Origin of the sequence: Tenacibaculum sp., assembly GCF_048269885.1 — a bacterium.
GTDB lineage: Bacteria > Bacteroidota > Bacteroidia > Flavobacteriales > Flavobacteriaceae > Polaribacter.
Window position 1 is genome coordinate 109,704 of sequence record NZ_JBLWTZ010000010.1, and the last position, 19,468, is coordinate 129,171.

Here is a 19,468-nt window from a genome sequence, read left to right on the forward strand (position 1 = left end):
AGACAAATTTTAAAAAGGAAAGAAGCTCAATTTATTGGTACAATATTTGTCTGTTTATAAATAAATCCAGTATGTATACTAAAAACAGCACAGAACAAAGTGTTTTAATTGTTAAGTTAAAGTAAGATAAAAAATGCGAGCATTAAAATTTTTAGGAACCTTATTATTAGTTCTTTATCTATTCGTAGGATGCAATTTTAAGAATCAGAAACTAAAGGAGAGTAAAGAAGAAGTTAATGAAATGAAAGAACCTGTAACAGTGACTTATAAAGTTGCGTCAAAATATTTTATTAAAAACGATGTAGATGAACTACCTAACAAAATAAATAGTAGAGAGGAATTTGAAAAGTATTTTGGAGCGGCAGCACTTATGGGAAAAGACGGTAAGCCAACAGCAATTGATTTTGAAAAAGAATACGTAATTGCTGTTACTGTTAAAGCTAGTAATAAATCAATTGAGCTTCAACCAATATCTCTTACCAAAGCAGGAGAAGAAATTAATTTTGACTATTCTGTTACTGAAGGTGGAGAAACTAGGTATACTTCACAACCTGTGTTGATCATAATAGTATCAAATAAAACTGAGGGTAATGTAAATACAAATCCAATAAAGACGGTGGTTGTTGACGAGCATAATGCAAAAAACTCTTTAGACTGGAGTGGAAAATATGAAGGAGTATTACCGTGTGCAGATTGCGAAGGAATTAAAACCACCATTCAGTTAAAAGATAATGGAACTTATACCATGACTACAAAGTATATAGGAGAAGGGGAAGAAGAGACAGTAGAAGGACGTTTTAAATGGGATATTGCAGGAACTGTTATTACGTTGCTAAATGAAGAAAAAGAATCATATAAGTTAAAAGTTATTGAAGGAGCTATACAGAAACTAGATATTGAAGGCAAAGAAATAACAGGAGAACTAGCGCAATTATATTTTTTACAAAAAAAGTAAATTAAGGCATATATCATTTGAAGAAAAACGCTTACCATTGGTAAGCGTTTTTTACTCTTAAATACCCCCAAAAAAAATATGTTTATAAATTAACGAGGGTAAAAGCAAGATCGTCTGTTTTTTTGTTATTTTTAATTGTATATAAATAACTATTTACAAGAGATAATAAATTTTTAAAAGACTAATGAAAACAATAGAGCTTATAAAACCTAATACATTTAACAACGAGAATCATTGGTATCCTAAGGTGCTGAATGCCACAATTCATCCAATGGTAAACTTTTTTTTAAATTTAGATAAGGAACGAATTATTGCTAGGTATTGTCACTTACATCCAAAAGTAAATGCGGATAAACTTAGAGAAATTTTATCGTATGAATGTAAGTACTTTTTATGGGGAGGAGCAGATTTAATCAATTCAACATCAGCAGATGGAGATAAAAACATGGTTATTATAGAAAATAATTCATGTCCATCAGGCCAAAAATCAATGCCTTTGTTAGATGATAATAAAGAAGACGGAGTATATCGCTTGTTAATTGAAAGAACGTTTAAGCCTATTTTAGAGAAAAAGCGAAAACTTGTTAAAGATGGTAGATTAGCGGTACTTTATGATAAAAACTATATGGAAACATCAGGTTATGCAGCCGTTATAGCTGATGTTTTTAAAGAAGATGTTTTTCTTGTACCTTATTATTCAAACAAAGATAACGATCATATAAAAATAGAAAATGAAATCTTTTATCTAAAACAAGAAGAAGAATGGATTCCGTTACGAGGTATTTTTAGATATGTAACTCAAAAGCCATGGAATAGATTCCCAATTAATAGTAAAACAAAGATTTTAAATCCGATTATTACTTGTTTGGCTGGAGGAAGAAATAAAATGGTAGCTGCCAAAGCATATGATATTTACAACACGGAATTAGAAGAATATGGAATGAAAATAAATATCCCAGATACTATTTGGGATGTTAGCAAGAATGAAATTCCATTGTGGGTAAAAAAAATGGGAGGGCAAGCAGTTATAAAAATACCTTATAGTAATGCAGGACAAGGAGTTTTTACGATTGTTAACGAACAAGAACTAGAAGAGTTTATGAAGTTAGAAATCGAATATGAACGTTTTATTGTACAGAGTTTAATAGGTAACTATAATTGGAGTTCAGTAAGCACAAAAGGCAAATATTATCACGTTGGTACAATGCCAAATGCTAAAGGAGAAACATTTGTGTCAGACATTCGTATGATGATTAGTAGTACAAAAGATGGAATAAAACCATTGTGTATGTACTCGAGAAGAGCATTGTTGCCATTGGAAAACGACTTAAAAAGTAGTAAAGATTCTTGGCAAATGTTAGGAACAAACTTATCGGTTAAGTTAGGTGAAAATGAATGGACCTCAGATACTAATCGTTTGTTAATTATGGACAGAAGAGATTATAACAAGCTAGGTTTAGGAATAGACGATTTAATAGAAACGTTTATTCAAACCGTACTCTCTACTATTGCTATCGACAAAATGTGTATTAGTTTAATAAATTCAAATAAAAAGTTTAAAAAGAAACTATTTACCTCATTAAATAACGATAGCACGCTGTTAAACGAATTATATTAAAATGAGTATGGGACACCAAATTGAATATATTACCGAGTTTGATGTGAATCAAACACCAAAAAATTCTATTAAAAATTACTGGTTAAAAGTAACATCTAACGCAATGGGAATTCCCACGTGTATTCCTGTTATGGTAGCCAGAGGAAAAGAAGATGGTATTGTATTAGGGCTTACAGCTGCAGTTCATGGAAATGAATTAAACGGAATATCAGTTATTCAACGATTGTTTAAAGATTTGGATACAGAAAATTTAAAAGGAACAATTGTAGGAATTCCTGTGGTGAATGTACCTTCGTTTGTTCGAGGAACAAGAGTTTTTAGCGATGGGGTAGACATTAACAGAATAATGCCAGGAAAAGATAATGGAAATACCAGTGAAGTATATGCCAATCGTTTTTTGAATTTGGTAGTAAAGAAGTTTGATTATTTGTTAGACCTACATACAGCTAGTTTTGGTAGAGTGAATTCATTTTACATCAGAAGTGATATGAACAATAAAGTCACCGAAAAATTAGCCTTATTACAAGATGCTGAAATTATAGTGCATACCCCTCCATCTGATGGTACTTTACGTGGAGCTGCTGAAGAACTAGGAATTCCATCTATAACTATCGAAGTTGGTAATCCACATAGCTTTCAAAAGAAAATTATTAAAAGTGGAGTAGCAGGCGTGCACAATGTATTGGCATATTTAGGAATTACCGATGATGAGTACGAAACCTCGAAAAGAAATACCGTAGTTTGTAAAAAATCGTATTGGTTATATACTCAAGAAGGAGGATTGCTTACAGTACATGTAGATTTAAGAGATATAGTGGAAGAAGGAGATCATATCGCTACATTACGGGATGTGTTTGGTAATAGAATTAAGAAATACCATGCACCAGAAAGAGGGATTGTAGTAGGGAAGAGTGTAAACCCCGTAAATCAATCAGGAGGACGTATTATTCACTTAGGAATTATAAAATAACTAGTTTTTAATTCAAAACTATTTATTCGCCTGCTTTTTTAGCTTGTAGGTTACTATTGGCAATCGCCATAATCAGCAAACCAATCCCAATACCAATACTCAAGCCATGTGTTAGGTCTGATACTTTTACATAGCGAGTAAGTATTTGTGAAGAGGCAATGGTTAAAATTCCTATTGATAATAATATCAATGATTTTTTATGATATAAATTTTTCATAGTATAATTCTTTGGTAAGGTATTGGTAGAAAAAGAGTATCATTTGTTACATAAAAAGAAAGCTTTGAGGAAGTATAAAATAAAAAAACTCGCAAATAGCGAGTTTTTTTATCTTGTAATTTAGTATATAGAATTACTTCATTTCAGCAAGAAACTCTTTGTTCATTTTTACATAATCAGCATTTTCAGCTTTTTCAGCACCAGCTAATGAAGCTTTAGCTGCTTTAACAGCACCTTTTTTGTCACCAGCTTTAGCTAAGATTAACGACTGTTGACGTAAGTACCAAAAACGAGGTTGGTCTTTAGTCATGTCAACCGCTTTGTTAATCCAGTTTTTTGCTTTGTTAATGTCTTTTCCTTCTTGTAAATAATACACCGCTGAAGAAAAATAATCATTAGCAGAAGGTCCCCCCATCACTTGCGCAATACTTTTTTCTACTGCTTTATCAGTAGGAGTATTAAACTTTACACCTACATAAGCATTCTCCCATAAAATTCCTAACACAGCAGAATCGTTTGTTAAGTCGTCAATACTCATTGTAAACGTTTCAATTTTCATAGGCATAGCTTCAACTTTGGCAGTAGTAGATACAGCAACTTTAGCATCATCCCATTTTCTTGGAGTTCCCCAGTTGTTAGCGTCAGAATAAAATAGTACTTCCCAAGAATCTTTTCCTGGTTTAGTATATAAAGCGTAGGTTCCTTTTTTTAAGGTTTTACCGTCAATAGTAACATCGTCACTAAAAGTAACTTTTGTGTTTGCGTTTGCACCAGTTCTCCATACTTTTCCATAAGGAACTAAATCACCAAAAATAGCTCTTCCTTTCATACTCGGACGAGAATATTCAATTGATACATCTGTTAAACCTACAGTTTGCTCTAACTTAGCAGTAGGACTAGGGGCTGGAGTCTTTAATTGTGCATTGATATTTGTTGATAAAGCAACAACAAACAAGCTTAAAAGTATTTTTTTCATGTTGATAGATTTGTTTTTTAATTAGTTTTGTTAAAATTACGAGGAATTCTTGGGATTAATGTTAACAAAAACTTAAAATACCTGAGAGTTGTTTTTAATAGATATTTGCAACCAAAGTTACGAATGACAAAAAAAGGAACACATAGAAATAACGGAGCTATTGGGGCTTTGTTAGATGAGTATGAAAAATCAATAACCGAGTTTAAAGCAGTTATTAAGGATGTAAATTCAAATGCACTAATTCAAATAGTGGATAGTGAAACTAATGATGAAGATTGTAGGTCCATTCAAACTATAATAACGCATGTAGTTAGGGCTGGATATACCTATGTTATTGAAATAAGAAAATGGTTAGGAGAAGAGGTAAAGTATAAAGAAAAAGAGATATTAAGTTCTGTTTTAGAGTATAATGAGGCATTGGATACAATGTTTGCATATAATGAACAACTCTTTAATGATTATCCCAATATACAACTAGAAGAATTAGAACCTCACAAGAAAGTACAGGTTAGGTGGGGGCAGAAATATGATGTAGAACAACTTTTTGAACATGCTATCGTACACATACTAAGGCATAGAAGACAAATAGAATTATTTAAAGAAAAATTAGTAGATAGAAATTCCTAAAATGAAAAAATACATAGCTGAAAGTATAGGAACCTTTGCTTTAATTTTCTGCGGAACAGGAGCAATGACAGTAAATGAAGTTACCAACGGTGCAGATCTAACACATATTGGAGTGGCAATTACTTGGGGATTGATAGTAATGGCTATGATTTATGCTTTTGGAGAAATTTCTGGAGCACATTTTAATCCGGCCGTAACCATCGCTTTTGCCTATGCTAAAAAGTTTTCATGGAAAGAAGTACCTAACTATATCATAGCGCAATTGTTAGGCGCTTTACTAGCAAGTGCAATACTTTGGATTTTATTTCCCACGAGTGAGTTCTATGGAGCAACACTACCCTCAGTAGTACCTTGGCGAGCCTTTATTTTAGAACTGCTATTAACTTTCTTTTTAATGCTAACGATCATAAATGTATCTACAGGAAGTAAAGAAGTAGGAGTAATGGCAGGGATCGCTATTGGTGGAGTAGTTTTGTTGGAAGCGATGTTTGCAGGCCCTATAACAAAAGCCTCTATGAACCCAGCACGCTCTATAGCACCCGCATTAGTTTCTGGTCACTTAGAGCATTTATGGCTGTATATACTAGCACCAATTATAGGAGCTTTATTGGCAGTGATTTCATGTAAACTTGTAAAAGACGATAATTGTTGTGATGAAAAATGTTAGTGTTTTAGGCTGTGGATGGCTAGGAAAAGAACTAGGAATAGCATTAGTTAAGAATGGATATACCGTTAAAGGTTCAACAACTTCTAAAGATAAACTTCAAGAATTAGAATCGGTTGCAATAGCCCCTTATTTAGTTGATATTTCAAAGGAACATATTTCATCAGAATTTTTAGATGCTGATGTATTGATAATTGCGATAACCTCTAAAGAAGTAGAAAACTTTAAAAAGTTGATTTCTTCAATAGAAAAGTCAAACATAATTAAGGTTATCTTCATTAGCTCTACCTCGGTGTATCCTAGTTTAAATAAGGAAATGATTGAAGAAGATAAAACTGTAGATTCTCCGCTAGTAGAAATAGAAAACCTATTTAGAAATAATAATAAGTTTCAAACAACTATACTTCGTTTTGCTGGATTATTTGGAGGGGAAAGGCAACCAGGAAACTGGTTTGCTAATAGAAAAATACCACATCCAAAAGGCTATGTAAACATGATTCACCGTGAGGACTGTATCGCAATTATACAAGAAATTGTAGAACAAAATGTTTTTGGAGAAGTATTTAATGCTTGTGCAAATGACCATCCAACCAGACAAGAATTTTATATAAATGCTAGAAAAACTCTAGGAAAACCAATTCCTGAATTTGATGAATCAAAACCATTAGTTTACAAAATAATTAGTAGTAAAAAACTTCAAAAAGTATTGAGTTATCAGTTTATACACAACAATTTATTGAGCATTTATTAGTTTTAGCCAACAGCCAACAGCCAACAGCCAACAGCCAACAGCCAACAGCCAACAGCCAACAGCCAATTATTGATATTTCTTCTTCCTCCAGTAATTAAACCCAATACCAAACAGGGCTAACAAAACTAACGGAATACCAATATTGATAAATTGCCAAGAACGTTTTTCAGCAAAAGCACGTTGCTTATCCAATAAATTCATTTGAATGGTTTTATTACGCAGTTGAATCAATCCAGAATCATCTAATAAATAATCAATCGCATTAATTAAAAACTCTTTATTACCAAACTGTTCTCCTGTCCATTTATCCAGTGATAAATCGTGAGGTTTTCCTTTTAAAATCTGATTTCTACCTACATCACCATCAGCAATTACAATCATTTTATTGTTTGTACTCTCAGTTTTAAAATCAGGAGTGTTAAAAGGTTTTATTCTATTTTTATAGGCAGAAGGAATGTTTCCTTCTATAAGAACGGCTAATAATTGCGGACCAGAAGCAAATTCATTTTCTTTAGGTTCTTTCGCAATACTTTGTAATTCAATAAAGTTGGGAGTTCCTGTTTGTTTGGTAAGTACAGAAGTTACTAATAACGGAGTCTTTTTTAAGTTTCCTTTTAACGTATCTATTTGAGTAGTAAAACGAAAACGAACAGGTGCAACATTTTTAGTAATCGGGTGGTTCGGATTACCATTAACTAGTGGATGATAAAACCAATTTAAGTGTTGAAACTGTGTTTGATTACCTACATTTCCTGTAGCTAACGGAATTTTAGCAGCATATAAATCCTGTATCAATTTATTGTTTACACGAACTTGATACCCAAACAATAAGTCCGTTAAATTCAAATCACGAGGAAATGCTAACATTTTTCCTTCATTGTATAAGCTATCAGTATCCGCATAGTTATTATCTAGCATCCATAAACTTTTACCACCGTTTGCTATAAACTGATCAACGGTAAGCTTTTCCTCTTCTGTAAAACGCTCAGTAGGTTTAGCAATAATTGCTAAATCGTATGCTCTTAAGTCTTTTAAAGTTTTTTGCGGATTGTTAGCAACACTATCTAATGTAAATTTTGCTAAACGGTATTTTTTGCCAATTTCACTTAATAAACTATATTGATAAATATCTTGTAGTTCACCATTACCAGCTAATACAGCTATTTTCTGTCTTTCTTTTAAAGTAATACTATGTAGCGCATTAGCAAAAGAATACTCTAGTTTTTCAACAGCATTTTGTAGCTGTGCCTCTTGCGTCTTAGCAATAGAGTTAGGAAGTAAAGAAATTAACTCTACTTTTTTACCATACGTAATTTCAGCCCAAGGAAAAATAATAGCTTCAGATAACTTTCCATCTTCTTCTACAGTTAACTGGCTAGGCATCATTCCTCTTTTTACCAAACGTTCACGAATATTATCAGGGTTGATAAAACGGAAACGAATATTAGAATTTTTAGCTTGTAATTCTTCTAAAAACTGGCGTGTTTCTATTTGTAAACGTTTAAATTCCGCAGGAAAATCACCTTCTAAGAATACATGAATCGTTAGTGGGGTATCAATTTTATCAATAAGACGTTCACTTACTTCAGATAAGGTATAACGTTTGTCTTGTGTTAAATCAAAACGTTTGTAAACAACGTTAGCTAAGTAGTTAACAATAAATAATACTATGAAAGCGAATGCGGTATGTTGTATTTTCTTATTCATTTTTTAACTGTTGTTTAGTGATGAATAAAAAGAACACAGTAACACTGATAAAATAGATTACATCACGAGTGTCTACCACACCACGGCTAATACTTTTAAAGTGTTCGTTAATACCAAATTGTTGTAAGGTGTATCCTGAGTTTCCTAAAGAAGAGCCTACAGCGTCAAAACCATAAAATAAAGCAAAAGTGATAAACACACTTAGAATAAACGCCACAATTTGATTTTTGGATAGGGTAGAAGTAAACAATCCAACTGCGGTATAGGTTGCTGCTAAAAATAACAACCCTAAATAAGAACCTATAGTACCACCTACATCTAAATTCCCAACCGGACTTCCTAATTGATACACAGTATAAGCATAGGTTAAGGTAGGGATTAATGCGATAACAACTAATAAAAGAGCAGCAAAAAACTTACCTAATACAATTTGCCCATCGGTAAGCGGTTTGGTTTTTAAAATCTCAATGGTTCCACTATTAAACTCATCAGCAAAACTTTTCATCGTGATGGCAGGAATTAGAAATAAGAACAACCATGGAGCCAAATAAAAAAAGCTATTTAAATCGGCAAAACCCGCATTTAAAATATTGAAATTATCTTTAAATACCCATAAAAATAAACCATTTACAAGTAAAAATACCCCAATTACCAAATAGGCAATAGGAGAGGCAAAAAATGAGTTAAATTCTTTCTTTAGTAGTGGTAACAATGTATAACTGTTTAGTTGTTTATAATGTTTAATTATTTTTATAAGACTATTGTCTAACGCCTATGGACTAAGGTAACGATTCAACTTTATCCACACTCCAAGCAAGAGGCTTGTCGTTAAATAATACTTTGGTTTGTGCCCAAACACCTTTAAATAAATCAGAATTTCTGTAGTTTTCTAAATCTTGCTCAGTTTCCCAGTAACTATAAGTGAAAAATATGTTTGAGTTTGTTTTGTCTCTGTACAATTCTAATAAACGGCAACCAGGTGATTTTCGTATAAATTCTTTTTTGGCGTTAAAGTTGTTTAAAAATACTTCAATTTTTTCTGGCTGAAAGCTCATTTTTACAATTCGTACAAACATACATTCTAATTTATAGGGATAAACTCTGGTTTAACAGGATTTTCAAATTCAACAGTAATGGTGTCACGATATTCTAAACCCAGTAAGGTAGAAGCTCCACCAACCGTTTCTAAATTGCTTCGGTAAATAGCAATTTCTAAAAAGCCAGCAGAATTAAAAATAGCTAACTTTTCACCATCGTATTGTCTTTTATCAGTGACCGAAAAATCAACAATTTCGTTATATCGGTTGTAAATTTTAGAAAAAGTATAGCGTCTAGCTGTAACTTTATAATCACGACCTTTTCCAATGGTATTGAATTGTTTTTTACTAATGTTCGTAATTACATTTCCATAGTTATCAATGTAAATAACACCACCTGCAATGATAGTTTGCTGCTCGTTTATTTTCGGCTTAATTTCAACAATTTTTTTATAAGTTTCAATCTCTCTACCAATAACACTCAAACTACCACCACGAGCAATATGAGAAGCAACTTGTACAAAAACATCCAATACTGGAAAACTACTCTCAATACGATCGTGAATATTAATTTCAACAATTTTAGTAGGTTTAATTTCAGAAGCAATCATTGAAATTAGCCCGTTATCAGGACAAATAAAATAATGATTGTCTAGTTCTAGTGCAATGTGTTTATTATCTACACTTAATTCTGAATCGACGCCAATAACATGAATTGTTTTATCAGGAAAGCTCTTATAAGCATTCTTTAAAATATAAGCAGTTTCAGTAATGTTAAAAGGAGAAATTTCATGCGTAATATCAACAATCTTGGCATCAGGTAACTCAGAATAAATAGCTCCTTTTACAGCCCCTACAAAGTGGTCTTTCGTTCCAAAATCAGTAGTTAATGTAATAAGAGACATTAATTTAGGTGTTTGTTAATTAATTTGTGAAAAATTATGCTGAAATTTTAAACAAAACTACGTAATTCAAGAAAAATAATCATTATTTTTAGTGTGAATAATATTAAAACTTTTATCATTTGAACGAACGCGTAATTGAATTAACAGAAATCAACCCAAACGATTTTTTTGGAGCTCAAAACAGCACTATTACTCAGTTAAAAAGCTTCTTTCCTAAAATAAAAATAGTTGCTAGAGGAAATAAACTTAAAATTTTTGGTGAACCTGAATTGTTAAATGAATTTGAAAAGCGGCTAGAGATGCTTATCAAATACTTTAACAGATACAACAAGTTAGATGAAAATAGTATTGAGCGAATTTTAACATCAACTGGCAAGGAAGAAGAAATACGAAAATCGGGGAATGCTAAAGACGTGTTAGTACATGGTGTTAGTGGAAAGTTAATTAAAGCACAAACAGCCAATCAGCGTAAAATGGTGGAGCTAATGCAAAAAAACGATATGTTATTTGCTGTAGGCCCTGCAGGTACTGGTAAAACATACACAGCAGTTGCTCTGGCGGTAAAAGCATTAAAAGAAAAAGAAGTAAGACGAATTATATTAACAAGACCAGCTGTTGAGTCGGGTGAAAACTTAGGATTTCTTCCAGGAGATTTAAAAGAGAAGTTAGATCCATACATGCAACCTTTGTACGATGCTTTAAGAGATATGATTCCACATGAAAAACTAGAATCACATCTCGAAAAAGGAGTCATACAAATTGCCCCCTTAGCATTCATGCGCGGTCGTACTTTAGACAACGCTTTTGTAATTTTAGATGAAGCACAAAATACCACGCATTCACAAATGAAGATGTTTTTAACACGTATGGGAATGCATGCAAAGTTTATCATTACGGGCGATCCAGGTCAGATAGATTTACCTAGAAGACAAGTGTCAGGGCTTAAAGAATCGTTATTAGCGTTAAAAGATATTGATGGAATTGCACAAGTGTATTTAGATGACAAAGATGTAATCCGCCATAGATTGGTTAAGAAAATTATCTCAGCCTATAAAAGTATAGAAACAGAATGATAAAAATTGATAAAGATAAACTAGGTCTTCAAGATTATTTTTATATCGGTTATTTATATTTAATTATTTTAGGATTAGTTAGTGATGCCATTTTTTATGGGGTTTTTGGAGTAACCTATTTAAACTATACGACTATATTAGATGCTTTAATTTCTCCAGTAAGTTTATTGGCTAATAACTGGTTGATGGCATTAATTTTAGCTGTGTTATTTGCATTAATGTATTTGTATTTTTCTAATTGGATGTTTAAAATTTATGCATACTTAAGAGAAAAAAAATGGTATCAAAAAATATACGATATTGAAAAATGGGACAAAAAATACGAAAGGTTAAGAAGTAAGAAAAACCCGATGCTTGGATTAATGTTTATGTTTTTTATGCTATTCGTTTCTATGCGATTAGGAATGGCCTTAGGAATTAGGAGTAAAGTGTCAGAAAAAGAAATAAAACCAAACTATACCTTAGTTTTTAAAGATAATTCAAAGTTAAATGTTAAAAAAGTAGGGCAAAACTCCGCTTATTTTTTCTATTTCGTTCCTGGAGAAAAGACAATTAGTGCCACTCCAATAGCTGATAATTTAAAACAGATAAAACGTTTTAAAAAGATTGATGAATAATCTGTCTAAAAGATTACATTTGCGCCACAACAACACAACAACATACTAATGAATACAATTAACGAAACGAATTTTCAGTTTCCAGGGCAAAAGACAGTTTACAAAGGAAAAGTAAGAGAAGTCTATAATATTAATGATGATTTATTGGTAATGATTGCTTCAGATCGTCTTTCTGCATTTGATGTAATTTTACCACGTCAAATTCCTTTCAAAGGGCAAATTCTAAATCAAATTGCAACCAAAATGATGAACGATACAGTAGATATTGTCCCAAATTGGTTATTAGCAACTCCAGATGAAAATGTAGCAGTAGGACACTTATGCGAACCTTTTAAAGTAGAAATGGTCATTCGCGGATATTTATCAGGGCATGCAGCCCGTGAATATGCAGCAGGAAAGAGAATGCTTTGTGGAGTAGCAATGCCTGAAGGAATGCAAGAGAATGACAAATTTCCAAAACCAATCATTACACCGTCAACGAAGGCAGATAATGGAGAGCACGATGAAGATATTTCTCGTGAAGCTATTTTAGCAAAAGGAATTGTTTCAGAAGAAGACTATTTAGTATTAGAAGACTACACAAGAAAGTTATTTCAAAGAGGAACCGAATTAGCTGCTAAAAGAGGATTGATTTTAGTAGATACCAAATATGAGTTTGGGAAAACTAAAGATGGTAAAATTGTATTGATTGATGAAATCCATACACCAGATTCTTCTCGTTATTTTTATGCTGATGGATATGCAGAGCGTCAAGAAAAAGGAGAGAAGCAAAAACAATTATCAAAAGAGTTTGTACGTCAGTGGTTAATTGAAAATGGTTTCCAAGGAAAAGAAGGACAGCAAATTCCTGAAATGTCCGATAAAAAAATCAATGAAATCTCTAATAGATATATTGAATTGTATGAGCAAATTACAGGAGAAACTTTTGTAAAAGCAAATACAGAAAATGTGCTGGAAAGAATAGAAAAGAAGGTAACTACCTTTTTACAGAATAAATAAAAATAAAAAGCCTGAGAAATCAGGCTTTTTTGTTGGTTACATCTGTACATCTTTAACAGCTTCTATTGGCGCTGGAATGTCGTTAGGGTCGTCTTCTATGATTTGACGAATGTCAATTTCAATAGCTCGAGACATGGTGGTAATAGGGATATCGTTAGGAGTACCTTCAAAGGGGTTCTCTGAAACTTCTCCAATACGTTCCATTGTATGAAAAATCCAAGAAATAACTACACTAAATGGAATTGTAAACCATACAAAGTGTTCGCCTATCAATTCAATTAAATGATGAAAACCTTCCTCAGGATAAGGTTTCCAGTTTTGAGTAAGATCAACAACTTGTTTTCCTATTTTATCAAATTCGTGCATCATTCCATAAGGTAATAAAATAACGAAAATCCAAATAAAAAATCGGTTTAAAGTAGCAAACTGTCTGGGGTATGGAAAGTTTTTTATGCGTTCAGCTTTTCCTTGTAAAGCAAAAAACTCAACTAGCATCTTTTCCATCTCTAAAAAGGCGAATTCCCATAAATACCCTTTCTCTTTCAGTTCCCTTAATTGATTTGATTGTAATTTTAAACAAGCACCTTGCTTGTTGCGTTGGTTTAAAACAAACGCTTTGTCCTTGTCTATTACATAGCCTGTCAACTCTTCATCAAGGCTATTTACCCGTTCTTTTACATTGAAACGCGTATCAATATATTCTCGATCAGATTTGTTAAAGTTAGAAATTTCCCATGGTTTTGGTGCTCTTAGTGAATGTCGTAAAGCAGTCATCCAAGCAACATGACGCATAATTAACTGCTTTTTAATTTTAAAAAGTTCTTCTTTTGAAAGTTTAACAGATGCGCGTTCATTGGTTATAAAATCGTTAGTCATTATGGCAAATGATCGAGAAGCATTTACAATACCTCCCCAAATTTTACGGGCTTCCCATAGCCTATCATAAGAAGCATTGTTTTTAAATGAAATAATAAAGGCCAAAGCAGTACCCACTAAACCAATAGGTAACCAAGGTAGGTGAAGCCAATACCAACGTAGTCCGGTATAAAGTAATACAGGAATAAGTGATAAAATAATAAAAATATAAATATAGCGCCTAGTCCAAGACAGCATGTCCTTGAGTGAATAATTTCTCTTAGTATACATGAGAGTTGTTTTTAGTTGATAAACTAAAATACAAAAAACACAATTAATTTAAAGAAGAATGAAGACTTCATAATTTTTTGTAACTTACATGAATTCTAAAAACGACTTTTAAAATGCCAAATTATACATTAAAAATTAACGGAAAGTCGGTATCCTTTACTGCAGATGCTGATACGCCATTGTTGTGGGTTTTACGAGATGAACTCAATATGGTAGGAACTAAGTTCGGCTGTGGAATAGCACAATGCGGAGCCTGTACTGTTCATGTAGACGGAACAGCAATGAGAAGTTGTCAACTACAAGTCTCTATGCTTGAAAAAGAAGAAATAACTACAATAGAAGGATTGTCTGCAGAAGGAGAGCATCCGCTTCAAGAAGCTTGGAAAGAAGTAGACGTTCCGCAATGCGGTTACTGTCAAGCAGGTCAAATTATGACGGCTGCATCATTTCTAAAAGAAAATCCAAGCCCCTCAAAAGAAGAGATAAGAGAAGCCATGCAAGGAAACATTTGTCGTTGTGCAGCTTATAATAGAATAGAAAAGGCAGTTGCTTTAGCTGCCGAAAAAATGTCTTAAAATTTTTCAATCATGAGCACACAAGAAAACAAAGTAACGTTTAGTAGAAGAAATTTTTTAAGAGCCTCTGCGCTAGCCAGTGGAGGCATCATGATTGGCTTTAATTTATTTACCGCATGTAAGCCAAATGTAAAACCATCTGTGGATGTTGAAAACTTAAATTTCAACGATTTTAATGCGTTTATAAAAATATCTGATGAAGGTTATGTAACTATTTACTCACCAAATCCAGAAATAGGTCAAGGTGTAAAAACTTCGATGCCGATGATTATCGCCGAAGAATTAGATATAGATTGGGATAAAGTACATGTAGTACAAGCCCCACTAGACACAAAAAACTATACACGTCAATTAGCTGGAGGAAGTCAGTCTATTCGTCACGGATGGACAGCTTTGAGACAAACTGGAGCAACAACAAAGCAAATGCTAATAAATGCGGCAGCAGTAAAATGGGGAGTAGAAGCTAGTACTTGTTCAGCTTCAAAAGGAACAATAACCAATGCTAATGGAGACAAATTAGGATACGGAGAAGTAGTTAAAGAAGCAGCAACTTTAGAAGTACCAGAAAAAGTAACCTTAAAGAAACCTTCAGAATTTTCTATTATAGGTAACAATGCTACCAATGTAGATGTCGGTAACATAGTAACTGGAAAACCTTTGTTTGGATTAGATTACAAAGAGGATGGGATGGTTTATGCAGCAGTAGTAAGACCACCTTCTTTTGGTGAAGAATTGGAATCATTTGATGCATCTGAAGCTAAAAAAATTGCTGGAGTTATCGAGGTGGTTACTATCGGAGAAAAAGCAAGGAATTTTATTGAATCCGGTAAAAATAACTGGACTTTCAAATTACCAAAATCAGATAAAGTAGTAGTAATAGCTAAAAACACATGGGCAGCAATCAAAGGGGCAAAAGCCATCAAAGCGACATGGAAAGTAGGGACTGAACTTGAAAACACAAAGTTTCACGATGAAAAATTAGTAAGCTTACTAGATGGAGATAAACTTGATGTAAGAAGAGAAGATGGAGACGTTAAAAAAGCATTTTCAGAAGCAGATAAAGTTATAGAACGTACCTATCATTCTCCTTTCTTACCACATAACTGTATGGAGCCAATGAACTTTTTTGCGAATGTAACATCAGAAAAAGTACATTTAATAGGACCTGTACAAACACCAGAATATGCAGCTCAAGTAGCATCAGAAATGTTAGGTCGTAATTTAGAACAGGTACATGTAGAAATGACTAGAATGGGAGGTGGATTTGGAAGAAGGTTGTATGGAGACTTTGTATATGAAGCTCTTGAAATATCTGATAAAATTAAGAAACCAGTAAAAATGGTTTCAACAAGAGAAGAAGACATGACAGCAGGGATTTACCGACCAGCTATTAAATATAAAATAGCAGCATCAATTAAAGATGGAAAAGTAACAGGGTATCATTTAAAAGAAGCAGCAATTAATGATAATATGTATGGATTAATTCCACATTTCTTTCCAGCGGGATGTATTCCAAATTATAAAGTATCTACAGGAAATTACAAAAGTAACATTAGTACAGGAGCATGGAGAGCGCCATACACGAACTTTTTAGGATATGCAGAACAATCATTTTTTGATGAATTAGCACAAGAACTAGACATTGATCCAGTGCAACTACGTTTAGACTTATTAGAAAATGTAAAAGAAACAAAAGATGAGAATATCCAGTATTCAGGAAAAAGAATGCAAGATGCAATTCGACTAGCTGCAAAAAAAGGAAACTGGGGAAAATCAAAAGAAGGAGTTTATCAAGGATTTTCAGCGTATTACAGTCACAATACTCATGTAGCAGAAGTAGCAGAAGTAGAACTAAAAGAAGGAGTACCGGTGGTAACCAAAGTCGTCGCAGCAGTCGATTGTGGCATCGTTGTAAATCCAACAGGAGCAATCAATCAAGTTCAAGGGGGGGTAATTGATGGTATTGGACATGCAATGTATGGGAATTTAACTTTTAATGAAGGAGCACCATCAAGTAGAAATTTTGATAATTATCGACTGATAAGAATAAATGAAACGCCAAAAGTTGATGTGTACTTTGTAGAAAATGAATTAGCTCCAACGGGTTTAGGAGAACCAGGTTTACCACCAGCAGGAGGAGCAGTAGCAAATGCAATTCATAAAGCTTTGGGTAAGAGATTGTATAAACAACCATTTATAGAAGAATTAAAATCAAATATTTTATCCTAAAAACGAACGAACTTTGTAGGTTTAACAAAAGAGTGTTTTTGTTATTTATTGAAAACGAAACACTCGGTAATTTTTGAAAATCTGTCAAAAAGCACTACTTTCGCAACCTATAAAAATCAAAAATAACAATGGTTAAAGATTTATTTGAAAGAATTAAAGGAGATAAGGGACCTTTAGGAAAATGGGCAGATAAAGCAGAAGGGTATTATGTGTTTCCTAAATTAGAAGGACCAATTTCTAACCGTATGTCTTTCAATGGGAAAAAAGTAATAACTTGGAGTATCAATGACTACTTAGGATTAGCAAATCATCCAGAAGTATTAAAGGTAGATGGAGAATCAGCCGCTACAGATGGAATGGCCTACCCTATGGGAGCTCGTATGATGTCAGGACACACAAAATACCATGAACAGTTAGAGCAAGAATGTGCTGAGTTTGTAGGAAAAGAAGCCGCATATTTAGTAAACTTTGGATACCAAGGAATGGTCTCTGCAATTGATGCTTTAGTAGGGAAAGATGATATCATAGTATATGACATGGATACACATGCATGTATTATTGATGGAGTTCGTTTACACGCCGGAAAACGTTTTGTATACCGTCACAACGATATAGAAAGCTGTGAGAAAAACTTAAAGCGTGCTACCAAAATGGCAGAAAAAACAGGAGGCGGAATTTTGTTAGTTTCTGAAGGAGTATTTGGTATGCGAGGAGAGCAAGGACGCTTAGCAGAAATAGTAGCCTTGAAAGAAAAATACAATTTCCGCTTATTAGTAGATGATGCTCACGGATTCGGAACATTAGGAGAAGGAGGAAGAGGAACAGGATTTGAACAAGGAGTGCAAGACGGAATTGATGTGTATTTTGCAACATTTGCTAAATCTATGGCAGGAATAGGAGCGTTCTTTGCAGGAGACAAAGATGTGGTTCAATACCTGCAATATAACATGCGATCACAAATGTTTGCTAAATCACTACCAATGCCAATGGTAAAAGGAGCATTAAAACGTTTGGATATGATTCGTACCATGCCTGAACTAAAAGAAAATCTTTGGAAAATAACCAATGCATTACAATCAGGTTTGCGCGAAGCAGGTTTTGATTTAGGAACAACACAAACCTGTATTACACCAGTATACTTAAAAGGAGAAATTCCTGAAGCCATGGCAATGGTGAATGATTTAAGAGAAAATCATGGAGTATTTTGCTCAATTGTTGTATATCCCGTAATACCAAAGGGATTAATAATATTGAGGTTAATTCCAACAGCACGTCATACAATTGAAGATGTAAATGAAACAATTGTAGCTTTTTCTGCAATCCGTGAAAAATTAGAAAACGGAACCTACAAACAAGTAGCAGCTACAATTATGGCAGAATAATAAGAAATTAAAAAAATAAATAAAAACTCATGAAATACTTCATGAGTTTTTTTGTTTTAAAAAGAGAAATGATACATTTGGAATCCCTTTATTTATAAAAAATCAAATGAAAAAATTACTATACTTATATTCAATATTGTTTGTAACAATCACAAACGCTCAAATTAAAGATACATTACCAAACTTTAATGATGAGTATATATTGATTAAAGAAGGAGATAGCTTAATGATAAAATTAAATGAAGTTACCATACTCCCAAAACATAAGTTTAAAGAAAAAAAAGACATCCTTTATTATTACTGGCTACGAAAAAAGGTATTCAAAGCGTACCCTTATGCAATCTTAGCAGCAAAAAGAGTAGATAGTGTAAATTCACGATTAGCTAGAATAACATCAAAAAGTAAAAAAAGAAAATATGTAAAAAGAATTCAAAAGTATTTAGAAGAAGAATTAACAGCCCCCTTAAAGAAGTTAACAAGAACAGAAGGAAGAATTTTGTTAAAGCTAATTCATCGTCAAACAGGAAAAACAGCCTTTGATAATGTAAAAGAATTAAGAAGTGGTTGGAAAGCTTTTTGGTACAATACCACAGCAAACTTATTTAAGCTATCATTAAAATCAGAGTATAAACCTGAAACGGAAAACGAAGACTATTTAGTTGAAGATATCATTCAGCGAGCATACATAGAGGAGAACTTAGAGTACCAAGCACCTAAATTACAGAAAGACTATTTAAAAATAGTATCAAAAAGTAGGGGGTATGTTGATGTTACGGAATACAAAGAGATGTTTGCTCAGATGCGTAAGAAACGAAAACTCAAGAAAAAGTAATCAAATTATGTATTAGCGTAACTTACTTTAGTCTATGTTGTACTACATGTATAAGTCACTTCTGTGTTAATGATAGTATTTAAAGCGGGTGTTTAGAGCACAAGAGTAGGTATTGTTTTGATTGGTTAGAAAAAACTTTCAGATATAAAGAGTTAGATTATAGCGGGTTAAAAAATAGTTTTAAAAAA

At 32.9% G+C, this 19,468-nt stretch carries 20 protein-coding genes; 13 read left to right on the top strand and 7 right to left on the bottom strand.

What is annotated here, in order from left to right:
- The first annotated feature begins 133 nt into the window (after positions 1–133).
- The 3 genes from ACN0WY_RS09485 (at position 134) to ACN0WY_RS09495 (ending at position 3,543) form a co-directional block, all read left to right on the top strand.
- Positions 134–955, top strand: coding sequence for a copper resistance protein NlpE (locus tag ACN0WY_RS09485; RefSeq protein WP_417800205.1), 822 nt, complete (start codon positions 134–136; stop codon positions 953–955).
- Positions 956–1,139: 184 nt separating this feature from the next.
- Complete coding sequence (locus ACN0WY_RS09490) at positions 1,140–2,573, top strand: hypothetical protein (RefSeq protein WP_330489150.1); 1,434 nt, start codon at positions 1,140–1,142, stop codon at positions 2,571–2,573.
- A gap of 1 nt (position 2,574) precedes the next feature.
- The gene (locus tag ACN0WY_RS09495; protein WP_417800206.1) at positions 2,575–3,543 is read left to right on the top strand and encodes a succinylglutamate desuccinylase/aspartoacylase family protein; all 969 of its coding nucleotides are present in this window, start codon (positions 2,575–2,577) and stop codon (positions 3,541–3,543) included.
- A gap of 22 nt (positions 3,544–3,565) precedes the next feature.
- On the opposite strand, the gene ACN0WY_RS09500 is transcribed toward ACN0WY_RS09495, so the two are convergent.
- Both ACN0WY_RS09500 and ACN0WY_RS09505 read right to left on the bottom strand, forming a co-directional pair.
- Positions 3,566–3,733 carry a hypothetical protein gene (locus tag ACN0WY_RS09500; RefSeq protein WP_417800207.1) on the bottom strand — a complete coding sequence of 56 codons (168 nt, stop codon included), beginning with the start codon at positions 3,731–3,733 and terminating at the stop codon, positions 3,566–3,568.
- A 160-nt stretch (positions 3,734–3,893) separates the two neighbouring features.
- Entirely contained in the window at positions 3,894–4,736 is an 843-nt protein-coding gene (locus ACN0WY_RS09505) for a DUF2911 domain-containing protein (protein ID WP_330489147.1), read from the bottom strand.
- A 123-nt stretch (positions 4,737–4,859) separates the two neighbouring features.
- On the opposite strand from ACN0WY_RS09505, the gene ACN0WY_RS09510 reads away from it, so the two are divergent.
- Genes ACN0WY_RS09510 through ACN0WY_RS09520 form a run of 3 tightly spaced genes read left to right on the top strand, consistent with a single transcriptional unit; the run spans position 4,860 to position 6,778 of the window.
- A complete protein-coding gene (locus tag ACN0WY_RS09510; protein ID WP_417800208.1) occupies positions 4,860–5,363 on the top strand; it encodes a DinB family protein in 504 nt (167 codons plus the stop codon).
- Between the two features lies 1 nt (position 5,364).
- The gene (locus ACN0WY_RS09515; RefSeq protein WP_417800209.1) at positions 5,365–6,030 is read left to right on the top strand and encodes an MIP family channel protein; all 666 of its coding nucleotides are present in this window, start codon (positions 5,365–5,367) and stop codon (positions 6,028–6,030) included.
- The gene (locus ACN0WY_RS09520) at positions 6,017–6,778 is read left to right on the top strand and encodes an NAD(P)H-binding protein (RefSeq protein ID WP_417800219.1); all 762 of its coding nucleotides are present in this window, start codon (positions 6,017–6,019) and stop codon (positions 6,776–6,778) included. Before ACN0WY_RS09515 ends, ACN0WY_RS09520 begins: the two co-directional genes overlap by 14 nt.
- A 66-nt stretch (positions 6,779–6,844) precedes the next feature.
- Here ACN0WY_RS09520 and gldG read toward each other — a convergent pair whose 3' ends face one another.
- From gldG to ACN0WY_RS09540, 4 genes are all read right to left on the bottom strand, one after another.
- Positions 6,845–8,485 carry a gliding motility-associated ABC transporter substrate-binding protein GldG gene (gene gldG / locus ACN0WY_RS09525; protein WP_417800210.1) on the bottom strand — a complete coding sequence of 547 codons (1,641 nt, stop codon included), beginning with the start codon at positions 8,483–8,485 and terminating at the stop codon, positions 6,845–6,847.
- Positions 8,478–9,197 carry a gliding motility-associated ABC transporter permease subunit GldF gene (gldF, locus tag ACN0WY_RS09530; protein WP_417800211.1) on the bottom strand — a complete coding sequence of 240 codons (720 nt, stop codon included), beginning with the start codon at positions 9,195–9,197 and terminating at the stop codon, positions 8,478–8,480. Before gldF ends, gldG begins: the two co-directional genes overlap by 8 nt.
- Before the next feature lie 67 nt (positions 9,198–9,264).
- Complete coding sequence (locus tag ACN0WY_RS09535; RefSeq protein WP_417800212.1) at positions 9,265–9,561, bottom strand: putative quinol monooxygenase; 297 nt, start codon at positions 9,559–9,561, stop codon at positions 9,265–9,267.
- A 5-nt stretch (positions 9,562–9,566) separates the two neighbouring features.
- The gene (locus ACN0WY_RS09540; RefSeq protein ID WP_330489141.1) at positions 9,567–10,427 is read right to left on the bottom strand and encodes an SAM-dependent chlorinase/fluorinase; all 861 of its coding nucleotides are present in this window, start codon (positions 10,425–10,427) and stop codon (positions 9,567–9,569) included.
- A gap of 119 nt (positions 10,428–10,546) precedes the next feature.
- Between ACN0WY_RS09540 and ACN0WY_RS09545 the strand changes: the two genes are divergently transcribed.
- From ACN0WY_RS09545 to ACN0WY_RS09555, 3 genes are read left to right on the top strand one after another with little or no spacing between them, the layout of a single operon-like run.
- On the top strand, positions 10,547–11,500 hold the full coding sequence (locus ACN0WY_RS09545) for a PhoH family protein (RefSeq protein WP_330489140.1): 954 nt from the start codon (positions 10,547–10,549) through the stop codon (positions 11,498–11,500).
- Positions 11,497–12,117, top strand: coding sequence for a hypothetical protein (locus tag ACN0WY_RS09550; RefSeq protein WP_330489139.1), 621 nt, complete (start codon positions 11,497–11,499; stop codon positions 12,115–12,117). Before ACN0WY_RS09545 ends, ACN0WY_RS09550 begins: the two co-directional genes overlap by 4 nt.
- Positions 12,118–12,165: 48 nt before the next feature.
- Positions 12,166–13,116 carry a phosphoribosylaminoimidazolesuccinocarboxamide synthase gene (locus tag ACN0WY_RS09555; RefSeq protein WP_417800213.1) on the top strand — a complete coding sequence of 317 codons (951 nt, stop codon included), beginning with the start codon at positions 12,166–12,168 and terminating at the stop codon, positions 13,114–13,116.
- Between the two features lie 36 nt (positions 13,117–13,152).
- Here the strand turns inward: ACN0WY_RS09555 and ACN0WY_RS09560 are convergent, their stop codons facing one another.
- Positions 13,153–14,262: a bestrophin family protein gene (locus ACN0WY_RS09560; RefSeq protein WP_330489137.1), complete on the bottom strand. Its 1,110-nt coding sequence runs from the start codon at positions 14,260–14,262 to the stop codon at positions 13,153–13,155.
- Positions 14,263–14,375: 113 nt separating this feature from the next.
- Between ACN0WY_RS09560 and ACN0WY_RS09565 the strand changes: the two genes are divergently transcribed.
- The 4 genes from ACN0WY_RS09565 (at position 14,376) to ACN0WY_RS09580 (ending at position 19,280) form a co-directional block, all read left to right on the top strand.
- Positions 14,376–14,837, top strand: a complete 462-nt coding sequence (locus tag ACN0WY_RS09565) for a (2Fe-2S)-binding protein (protein ID WP_417800214.1) — start codon at positions 14,376–14,378, stop codon at positions 14,835–14,837.
- Between the two features lie 12 nt (positions 14,838–14,849).
- Positions 14,850–17,066 (top strand): molybdopterin cofactor-binding domain-containing protein, encoded by a 2,217-nt coding sequence (locus tag ACN0WY_RS09570; protein WP_417800215.1) that lies wholly within the window; start codon positions 14,850–14,852, stop codon positions 17,064–17,066.
- A 128-nt stretch (positions 17,067–17,194) separates the two neighbouring features.
- Positions 17,195–18,448, top strand: a complete 1,254-nt coding sequence (locus ACN0WY_RS09575; protein WP_330489134.1) for an aminotransferase class I/II-fold pyridoxal phosphate-dependent enzyme — start codon at positions 17,195–17,197, stop codon at positions 18,446–18,448.
- Positions 18,449–18,554: 106 nt separating this feature from the next.
- Positions 18,555–19,280: a DUF4294 domain-containing protein gene (locus ACN0WY_RS09580; RefSeq protein WP_330489133.1), complete on the top strand. Its 726-nt coding sequence runs from the start codon at positions 18,555–18,557 to the stop codon at positions 19,278–19,280.
- Positions 19,281–19,468 lie beyond the last annotated feature (188 nt).